General features: G+C 66.4%; 7 protein-coding genes and 3 pseudogenes. 5 read left to right on the top strand and 5 right to left on the bottom strand.

Annotated elements, in window-relative coordinates; all coding sequences use genetic code 11:
- Nucleotides 1-51 precede the first annotated feature (51 nt).
- Nucleotides 52-495, bottom strand: a pseudogene (locus tag AC5E6L_RS12670) (integrase core domain-containing protein); the annotation flags it as partial.
- A gap of 275 nt (nucleotides 496-770) precedes the next feature.
- A pseudogene (locus AC5E6L_RS12665) lies at nucleotides 771-1,789 on the bottom strand (IS110 family RNA-guided transposase).
- 65 nt (nucleotides 1,790-1,854) lie between these two features.
- On the opposite strand from AC5E6L_RS12665, the pseudogene AC5E6L_RS12660 reads away from it, so the two are divergent.
- Nucleotides 1,855-2,031, top strand: a pseudogene (locus tag AC5E6L_RS12660) (IS630 family transposase); the annotation flags it as partial.
- A gap of 103 nt (nucleotides 2,032-2,134) precedes the next feature.
- Here AC5E6L_RS12660 and AC5E6L_RS12655 read toward each other — a convergent pair.
- The 3 genes from AC5E6L_RS12655 to AC5E6L_RS12645 all read right to left on the bottom strand — a co-directional run bounded on the left by AC5E6L_RS12655 (nucleotide 2,135) and on the right by AC5E6L_RS12645 (nucleotide 4,065).
- A complete protein-coding gene (locus AC5E6L_RS12655) occupies nucleotides 2,135-3,304 on the bottom strand; it encodes an MFS transporter (protein WP_491773731.1) in 1,170 nt (389 codons plus the stop codon).
- 151 nt (nucleotides 3,305-3,455) lie between these two features.
- Complete coding sequence (cueR, locus tag AC5E6L_RS12650) at nucleotides 3,456-3,845, bottom strand: Cu(I)-responsive transcriptional regulator (protein WP_491230901.1); 390 nt, start codon at nucleotides 3,843-3,845, stop codon at nucleotides 3,456-3,458.
- Nucleotides 3,814-4,065: a hypothetical protein gene (locus tag AC5E6L_RS12645; protein WP_491230900.1), complete on the bottom strand. Its 252-nt coding sequence runs from the start codon at nucleotides 4,063-4,065 to the stop codon at nucleotides 3,814-3,816. Before AC5E6L_RS12645 ends, cueR begins: the two co-directional genes overlap by 32 nt.
- A 203-nt stretch (nucleotides 4,066-4,268) precedes the next feature.
- On the opposite strand from AC5E6L_RS12645, the gene AC5E6L_RS12640 reads away from it, so the two are divergent.
- From AC5E6L_RS12640 to AC5E6L_RS12625, 4 genes are all read left to right on the top strand, one after another.
- Entirely contained in the window at nucleotides 4,269-5,276 is a 1,008-nt protein-coding gene (locus tag AC5E6L_RS12640; RefSeq protein WP_491773728.1) for an ABC transporter substrate-binding protein, read from the top strand.
- Between the two features lie 3 nt (nucleotides 5,277-5,279).
- Nucleotides 5,280-6,293: a P1 family peptidase gene (locus AC5E6L_RS12635; RefSeq protein WP_491773726.1), complete on the top strand. Its 1,014-nt coding sequence runs from the start codon at nucleotides 5,280-5,282 to the stop codon at nucleotides 6,291-6,293.
- A 50-nt stretch (nucleotides 6,294-6,343) separates the two neighbouring features.
- Nucleotides 6,344-7,030, top strand: coding sequence for a ribulose-phosphate 3-epimerase (gene rpe, locus AC5E6L_RS12630; protein ID WP_491773724.1), 687 nt, complete (start codon nucleotides 6,344-6,346; stop codon nucleotides 7,028-7,030).
- Between the two features lie 79 nt (nucleotides 7,031-7,109).
- Nucleotides 7,110-7,691: lyase family protein (locus AC5E6L_RS12625; RefSeq protein WP_491773722.1), on the top strand; the 582-nt coding region annotated here is incomplete at its 3' end.

Genomic DNA, 7,691 nt, shown 5'->3' with positions numbered 1-7,691 from the left:
CAGAACAAACGCGCAAACGGAATCCCTAAAATAATAAATTGTCACCATAACCTAGTTGTTCAGTCCCGGGAAATTATGGGCTGGATTGATTTTAAACCGTTCGGGCTCTTCGGTCCATTGCTTGATGACGTGTTCGAACGGCGTCAAGCCCTTGAGGGTCTTCAGCCTCTTGGCGAAGTTGTATGTCTTGATGAATGCCTGCAGATGCTCGCGTAGTTGATCGTGGTTTTGATAATGATAGCGTTTGACGGTCGCTTCCTTGATCGTCCGGTTCATGCGTTCGACCTGTCCGTTGGTCCAGGGATGGTTCACTTTCGTCAGCCGGTGTTCGATCCCGCTTGCTGAGCAGATCCGATCGAACTGATGTGCCATGTAGCGGGCTGTCGGCCCGTCACGATAGCGCGGCGGATGGCAAAACTGGATGCCGTTGTCGGTCAGCACGGTGTGGATTTGATATGGGACTGCTGCGATCAAGTTGCGCAGGAATTGGCAGGCGATGGATCGGGTGGCGCGTTCGTGCATGTATGGATGGCTCCTGCTTGGCAAGGGCTTTGTAAGCTTTTTCGAACTGGTCGGCTGCGGCCATGTATTCGGCGTCTGTTTTGCAGCGTGTTTGCTGCGCGCCATGATGAATGTCCGCCGGATGTTCGGGTCCCACTCAATCGAACGCGCTTTGAGAGCGCTTCGGATTGACCGGGGTGTCCCGTTTCATTCTGTCCGTCAGTTCGCCATCACCTCACATTGCGCCTTACCATTCCTTCGAACCGTTCTCAGCCGGGCATCGCCTCGACCCGCGGTCTGTAGCTCGTTCCGTCACGCAGGAGCGCATAGATCGTTCGCGCCATGCGATTAGCCAGCGCGATGGCGACGACCCTGGTCTGCTTGGTCGCCAGCTTGCGCGACAGCCAGTCCGTTCCGGGACGTCGGAGCCTTCGGCGCACCATGATCTGCGCCATGGCACCCAGGTACAGCAATCTCCGAATGTAGCGGTTGCCCATCTTCGAGATGCCGCCGCTTCGTGGCTTGCCGCCGGTCGAGTGCTGCTTCGGCGTCAGGCCAAGCCAGGCGGCATAGTCCCGCGCAGAGGAGAAGTTGCTGACATCCGGCGTCGTTGCAGCGATCGCGGTTGCCGTCAGTACGCCGACGCCCGGGATCGATGCCAGCCGCCGGCTCACCTCATTCTCACGGTGAACCTCCTTGATCTCGTCGGTCAGCCGGTCGATCCGCGCTTGCGTCTCGGCAAGCTGATCGAACAGCGCCTCAAGCGGCAGGCGGGCGGCTTCGGGCAAAGCATCCAAATCCTCAGCCAGGCTCCAACACGCTTCGATCCCTTCGCCGTCACGAGCCCGAACTCGGCCATATGAGCCCGGATCGCATTGCCCACCTGCGTAACCTGCCCGACAAGGAAGTCCCGCGCTCGGTGCAGCACGAGTGCTGCTGAGTCCGCTTCGCTCTTCACGGGAACGAAGCGCATCGATGGTCGCGTCACCGCCTCGCAGATCGCCGCGGCATCCGCCGCATCGGTCTTGTTCCGCTTGACATAGGGCTTCACGTAGGACGGTGGCATCAGGCACACCTCGTGACCCATCTCTTGCAGCTGTCGTCCCCAGTGATGGGCTCCGGAACAGGCCTCAATGCCGATCAGGCAAGCCGGGCGGTTCTCGAAGAATGCGAGAAACTGACTTCTCCGGAGCTGGCGACGCACCACGATCTTCCCGTCGGCATCGACGCCGTGGATCTGGATGACATTCTTGGCGAGATCGACGCCGACTGTGCTAACTTCGAACATGGATGGCTCCTCCAGTTGGGACAATGACATCCCATCATGGCGCATCGCGACGCCGGGGACAGGAGCCATCCACACCATCAATCGAAAAGGCATTCTCCAAACTCAAACATTGCATGCGGCTGGCCCAAAAGCGAACCATCGAACAGGTGTGGCGGCATTTGGGAAAACTGATCGGAACAATCACACCAAGCGAATGCGCAAATTACATCGAAAACGCAGGCTATGCTTCAGTCAAAACCTGAAAGGCTCTAGGACCTGTGGCTTAGGTTGGCTCGTTCTGACGGGCCCGTCGCGGCAGGGCGCCGGAAAGAGCGCCCGACGATCGGCGCGTTTGACCAAAACGGGTTATCTTTTTCCATTGGCGATCCTGGTGGCATCGGGATGCCCGCGCAAGGCAAGCATCGACCAAATGCCCAGGAACGGACCGATGGCGAGCACGCTGAACGCCCACCGCCACCCACCGGCGAATTCGGCAATCTGCGGCAGAAGCCAGACCGCAACGATGGTGATGGCAAAGCCCACGCCCATCTGAAACGCCAGGCTCGCACCCACCAGCGCCGGGTCTGCGACCTCGGTGACGGCCGCCGAGAACTGGGCGCTGTCGGCCACGGCCGAAAAGCCCCAGATCAGGGCGACGATCACGAAAAGCGACGTCGGACCGCCATAGACAAATCCGATCAGGACAGCGCAACTGCCGGAGACGGCCATCGCCAGAGCCGAGGTCAGGCAGCGCCCGAGGCGATCGGCCAGCCATCCGCCGAAAATGCAGCCAAGGGCACCGATGGCAATCGCCGCGAAGGTGAGCAGCGATGCATTTGCGATCCCAAGGCCGGCGGCGCGGGCGGCGCCGGCATAGGCGAGAAACCAGCCCCAGAGCGCGTAAAGCTCCCACATATGGCCGAAATAGCCGAAATTGGCGAGCATCACCGCCCTGTTGCGAACGACGCGCCGCAGATGCCCCAGCCTGAATCCGGCGGACCGGAACTGGTGGGGGCCTTCCCTGAGGCTCACGAAGAGCGCGGCCGCGACCAGACAGGCCAGCGATGTCGCGGCAATGACGAAGCGCCAATCCAGCCCAAGGCCCGTGGCCCTGACAAGATGCGGCAATGCCGAGCCGAACGTCAGCGCGCCGACCACCGCCCCCATCGCAAGGCCGCGCCCGGATATGAACCAGGTTCCGATATATTTCATGGCGGTGGGATAGACCAGGGCCAGCGACAGGCCGGTTGCGAATCTCGAAAGCGCCGCGCCGCCCTGGCCGACATCGAGCAGGATCGCCCCGTTGGAAAGGCCGGCACTGATCGCGCCGACCGCCAGCAGCCACCTCATCGGCCAGACATCGGCAAGGGCAAAGAAACTGGCGATCAGCGCGCCGACGACGAAACCGCCCTGAACCGCATTGGTGAGCCACGCCGTCTGGCCGGGGCTCAGGAGCAGATCCCGCGCGATTTCCGGCGCGACGGCGGTGGCGGAAAACCATGTGGACAGGGTCAGCACGACCGCGAGCCCGGTCATGGCCAGAGCCTGCCACCGTGGAGCCAACATTCTCACAGACCCTGCAAAAGCGGCATGGCGCCCGGAGCGGCGGCGCCTTGCACGCAGATATCGCCGCGGCCGTCGCGGACACGGACATTCACCCGACAAAGGCTCCCTCGGCGCACCTGCATCAGTCCTTCCGCGCCAGATCGTCGATGATCGGACAGTCGGGACGCGCGTCGCCGTGGCAATGCTCGGCCAGGCGCGCCAGCGTCGCGCGCAGCGACCGCAGTTCGTCTATCTTGCGCTCGATCTCGCCGATCCTGTCGAGCGCGAGCGCCTTGACGTCGGCGCTCGCCCGCCCCTCGTCGTCATAGAGCGACAGCAGCAGCCGGCATTCCTCGATCGAGAACCCCAGGCCCCTGGCCCGCTGGACGAACCGCAGCCGGTGAATGTCGGCGTCCGCATAGTCGCGATAGCCGTTGCCGGCCCGCGCCGGCCGGACAAGGCCGATCTCCTCATAGTAGCGCAGGGTCTTGGCCGGAAGCTCAGTCGCCCTTGCGGCCGCTCCGATGTTCATCGGCGATCTCCAGGGCCTCATGACCATAGGTCGCGCGCAGGCGATCGAGTTCGGCGTCCGAAAAGCCGATCGACCGCGCGCGCCGAAGAAACTGTCCAAAGCTTGCCGGTTCGCGCACGCCGTCCTCGCGCGTTCCCAGTTCGCCATCGCTCACCGCTTGCCGTTCACCCATGGCCGCTTTCTCATGGCCTCCGTTTTCCAGTTCGAATGTCCAGTCCATATAAGTACCCTTACACGAACCGTCCGGTCGCGACCTTCTGACATTGCCGTGTAATGGACCGTGACCGGGCGCGTGCCGCCGCCCGCCCGGACCGTCACCCGCCAGACGCCGCATCAGCATAGGACACAGTCTGGGCGGCGAAAAGCACCTGGGACGGCAGGGCCGCACTTGCCCTTTGCGGGGCGGCGGTGCATCACGGCACCATGGCCCCGCGCGCACCGATCCTTGCGGCGTTGACCGCCCTTGCCCTTGCGCCCGCCGCATCGCCGGGCGAGGCCGCAGAGGGCGCGGCGCTGGTCGTGCCGCTGTCGGGCCCGTTCGAAGCGCTGGGGCGGGACATGCGCCGCAGCGCGCGGGCCGTTCTGGGCGCCGACGTGCCGGTGATCGACGATGGCTGCGCGCCCGAAGGGGCCGCCGCCGCCGCCCATGACGTGATCGTGGCCGGCGACCGGATCGCGCTCGGCCTGCCCTGCATCGATGCGTTCGATGCCGCAGCGCCGCTGCTCTCCGAGGCGGCGATCCCGGTGCTGGCCGTCGGCGTGCGCGCGCCGGACATCACCACGCCGCCGCGCGATCATGACGGCCCCTGGCCGGTGTTCCGGGTCGCGCCGCGCGCGGACGCCGAAGTGAAGGCGCTCGCCGTCCATGCCGCCGCCGGCTGGCGCGACGTCGGCTTCGCGGTGATCGACGACGGCACGCTGCATGGCCGCCAACTGTCGGAAACCGTCCGCCTTCTGCTCGCCGACGAGGCGCTGGAGCCGGTCTTCGTCGACACCTACCGGCCGCTGCTGGAAAACCAGACCCCGCTCGTGCGACGCCTTCAGCGCGCCGGCGCCAGCCATGTGATCATCGGCGGCGATGCCCGCGACGCCGCCGTCATCGGCGCGGACGCCGCGCGCATCGGCTACGATCTGACGATGGCCGGCGGCGGCACCTTCATCGCCCCGGCCGAAGATGGCCGCCTGCCCGACGGCACGATCATCGCCGCCGTGCCGTTCGGCCTGGATCTGGCGCGCGCTGCCGCGCAGGTCGCCCGGCAGGCGCTCGCCTCGGATCTGGCAGCCGCCGAAGCCTTGCGGCTGTTGACGTTCGCCACCGATCTCGGCCCCATCCGCTTCGGCGCGGACGGAGAGCCGGACATTGCGTTCGTGCGCATCCACACCGTCCGGGACGGACGCCCCCAACCGCTGCCGGAAGACGGAGACGGATAGGCCATGATGCCAGGTCCCCACAACCTGATCACCGATGTCGCCGGCCTGACGGTCGGCCAGGCGACCCATGCGCGCATCAAGACCGGCGTCACCGCGATCGTCTGCGAGGCGCCGGCGACGGCGGGCGTCAAGGTGCTCGGCGGCGCGCCCGGCACGCGCGAGACCGACCTTCTGGAGCCGCACAACACCGTCGAGGGCGTCGATGCGGTCGTGCTGTCGGGCGGCTCGGCGTTTGGCCTCGACGCCGCCGCCGGCGTGCAGGACTGGCTGGCCGAACGGGGGCGGGGCTTTCCGGTCGGCCCGCATCGCGTGCCGATCGTGCCCGCGGCGATCCTGTTCGACCTGATCAATGGCGGCGACAAGCAATGGGGCGACACGTCTCCCTACCGCGCGCTCGGCAATCTGGCCGCGCAGACGGCAGCGTCCCGGTTTGCGATCGGCAGCCACGGCGCGGGCGCCGGCGCGCTGACGGCCGATCTGAAGGGCGGGCTGGGCTCGGCCTCGGCGGTGCTCGACCGGCCGGGCCTGACCGTCGGCGCCCTGGTCGCCGTCAACTGCCTGGGCACGGTCACGGTCGGCGACACGGCCCATTTCTGGGCCGCCCCCTTCGAGCGGGACGGCGAGTTCGGCGATCTGGGGCAGGCCCATCCCATGCCGGCGGACGCGACGGACCTGCGCATCAAGTTCCGCGACCTGGTTTCGGACGGCGCGCCCGTGAACACGACGGTCGGCGTCGTCGCCACCGATGCGTCGCTGACCAAGGCGCAGTGCAAGCGGCTGGCGATCGCCGCCCATGACGGGCTCGCCCGCGCCATCTGGCCCGCCCACACGCCCTTTGACGGCGACTGCGTGTTCGCGCTGGCGACCGGGCACGCGCAAACCGACCCCGGCCTGGACACTTTCGTGGACCTTTGCGCCGCCGCCGCGGCCACCATGGCGCGGGCCGTGGCGCGCGGCGTCTATGCGGCCCACCAAGAGCCGGGGGATATCATGCCGCCCTGGTCGTCCCGCCGTTGACAGGGACCTGCGCCCGCGTCACGCCGGAGACGAGCAACGCCGGAAGCGCCATGCGTGACATCAAGATCGCCCCATCCATCCTCGCCGCGGACTTCGCAAGGCTCGGCCAGGAGGTTTGCGACGTCGTCGAGGCCGGCGCGGACTGGATCCATCTCGATGTGATGGACGGCCATTTCGTGCCCAACATCTCCTACGGGCCCGACATCATCGCCGCGCTGAGAAAGCACACCGACGTCCCGTTCGACTGCCATCTGATGATCTCGCCCGCCGATCCCTATCTTGAGGCTTTCGCCAGGGCGGGCTGCGATGTGATCACCGTCCACGCCGAGGCGGGACCGCATCTGCACCGCTCCCTGCAAGCCGTCCGCGCGCTGGGAAAGAAGGCGGGGGTCACGCTGAACCCGGCAACGCCGGTCGCCGCCATCGAGCATGTGATCGGCCTGGCCGATCTCGTCCTCGTCATGGGCGTCAACCCCGGCTTTGGCGGGCAAAGATTCATCGAGGCCGTTCTGCCGAAGATCGAGGCGATCAGGGCGCTGATCGGCGACCGGCCCGTCGAGCTGGAAGTCGACGGCGGCGTCAGCGCCGATACCGCCGGGCCCTGCGCGAAGGCCGGCGCCAACGTCTTCGTCGCCGGCTCGGCCGTCTTCAGGGGCGGGACGGTCGACAGCTACCGCGCCAACATTGCGGCCATACGGGCGGCGGCGGCGGCGGACAGCCGGACACAGGAAGAGTAAGTGGCCCTAGCCGATTGAGTGTTGGGCCGCGCCCTGTTAGGCAGGCCCTTCATTTGAGCCCCGCCGCAGGTCGTCCAACATGATCCCCCGCTATTCGCGCCCCGACATGGTCGCCCTCTGGTCGCCCGAGACCAGGTTCCGCATCTGGTTCGAGATCGAGGCCCATGCGTGCGACGCGCTCGCAAGGGCCGGTGTGATCCCGGAGCGGGCGGCGCAGGCGATCTGGGAGAAGGCGGGGTCTGCGACCTTCGATGTGGCGCGCATCGAGGCCATCGAGCGCGAGACGAAGCACGACGTCATCGCCTTCCTGACCCATCTGGCCGAGATCGTCGGGCCCGAGGCGCGTTTCGTCCATCAGGGCATGACGTCGTCGGACGTGCTCGACACCTGCCTTGCGGTGCAGCTCAGCCGCGCCGCCGACATCCTTCTGGCCGATCTGGACGCGCTGCTTGAAGCGCTCAGGCGCCGCGCCTTCGAGCACAAGGACACGATCACCATCGGCCGCAGCCATGCCATCCATGCCGAACCGACCACCTTCGGGCTCAAGCTCGCCCAGGCTTACGCCGAATTCGAACGATGCAAGGCACGGCTGGGAGCGGCGCGCGCCGACATCGCCACCTGCGCCATCTCCGGCGCGGTCGGCACCTTCGCCAACATCGAT

The organism is Roseitalea sp. (assembly GCF_984466335.1).
The sequence above is the reverse complement of the archived record's forward strand: the minus strand, read 5'-3'. Positions and strand labels throughout refer to the sequence as shown.

Excerpts from the sequence above, each read along its gene's own strand:
- cueR (WP_491230901.1), bottom strand. The coding sequence starts at position 3,845 with ATGAACATCGGAGCGGCCGCAAGGGCGACTGAGCTTCCGGCCAAGACC.
- rpe (WP_491773724.1), top strand. The coding sequence starts at position 6,344 with ATGCGTGACATCAAGATCGCCCCATCCATCCTCGCCGCGGACTTCGCA.
- AC5E6L_RS12645 (WP_491230900.1), bottom strand. The coding sequence starts at position 4,065 with ATGGACTGGACATTCGAACTGGAAAACGGAGGCCATGAGAAAGCGGCC.
- AC5E6L_RS12635 (WP_491773726.1), top strand. The coding sequence starts at position 5,280 with ATGATGCCAGGTCCCCACAACCTGATCACCGATGTCGCCGGCCTGACG.
- AC5E6L_RS12640 (WP_491773728.1), top strand. The coding sequence starts at position 4,269 with ATGGCCCCGCGCGCACCGATCCTTGCGGCGTTGACCGCCCTTGCCCTT.
- AC5E6L_RS12655 (WP_491773731.1), bottom strand. The coding sequence starts at position 3,304 with ATGACCGGGCTCGCGGTCGTGCTGACCCTGTCCACATGGTTTTCCGCC.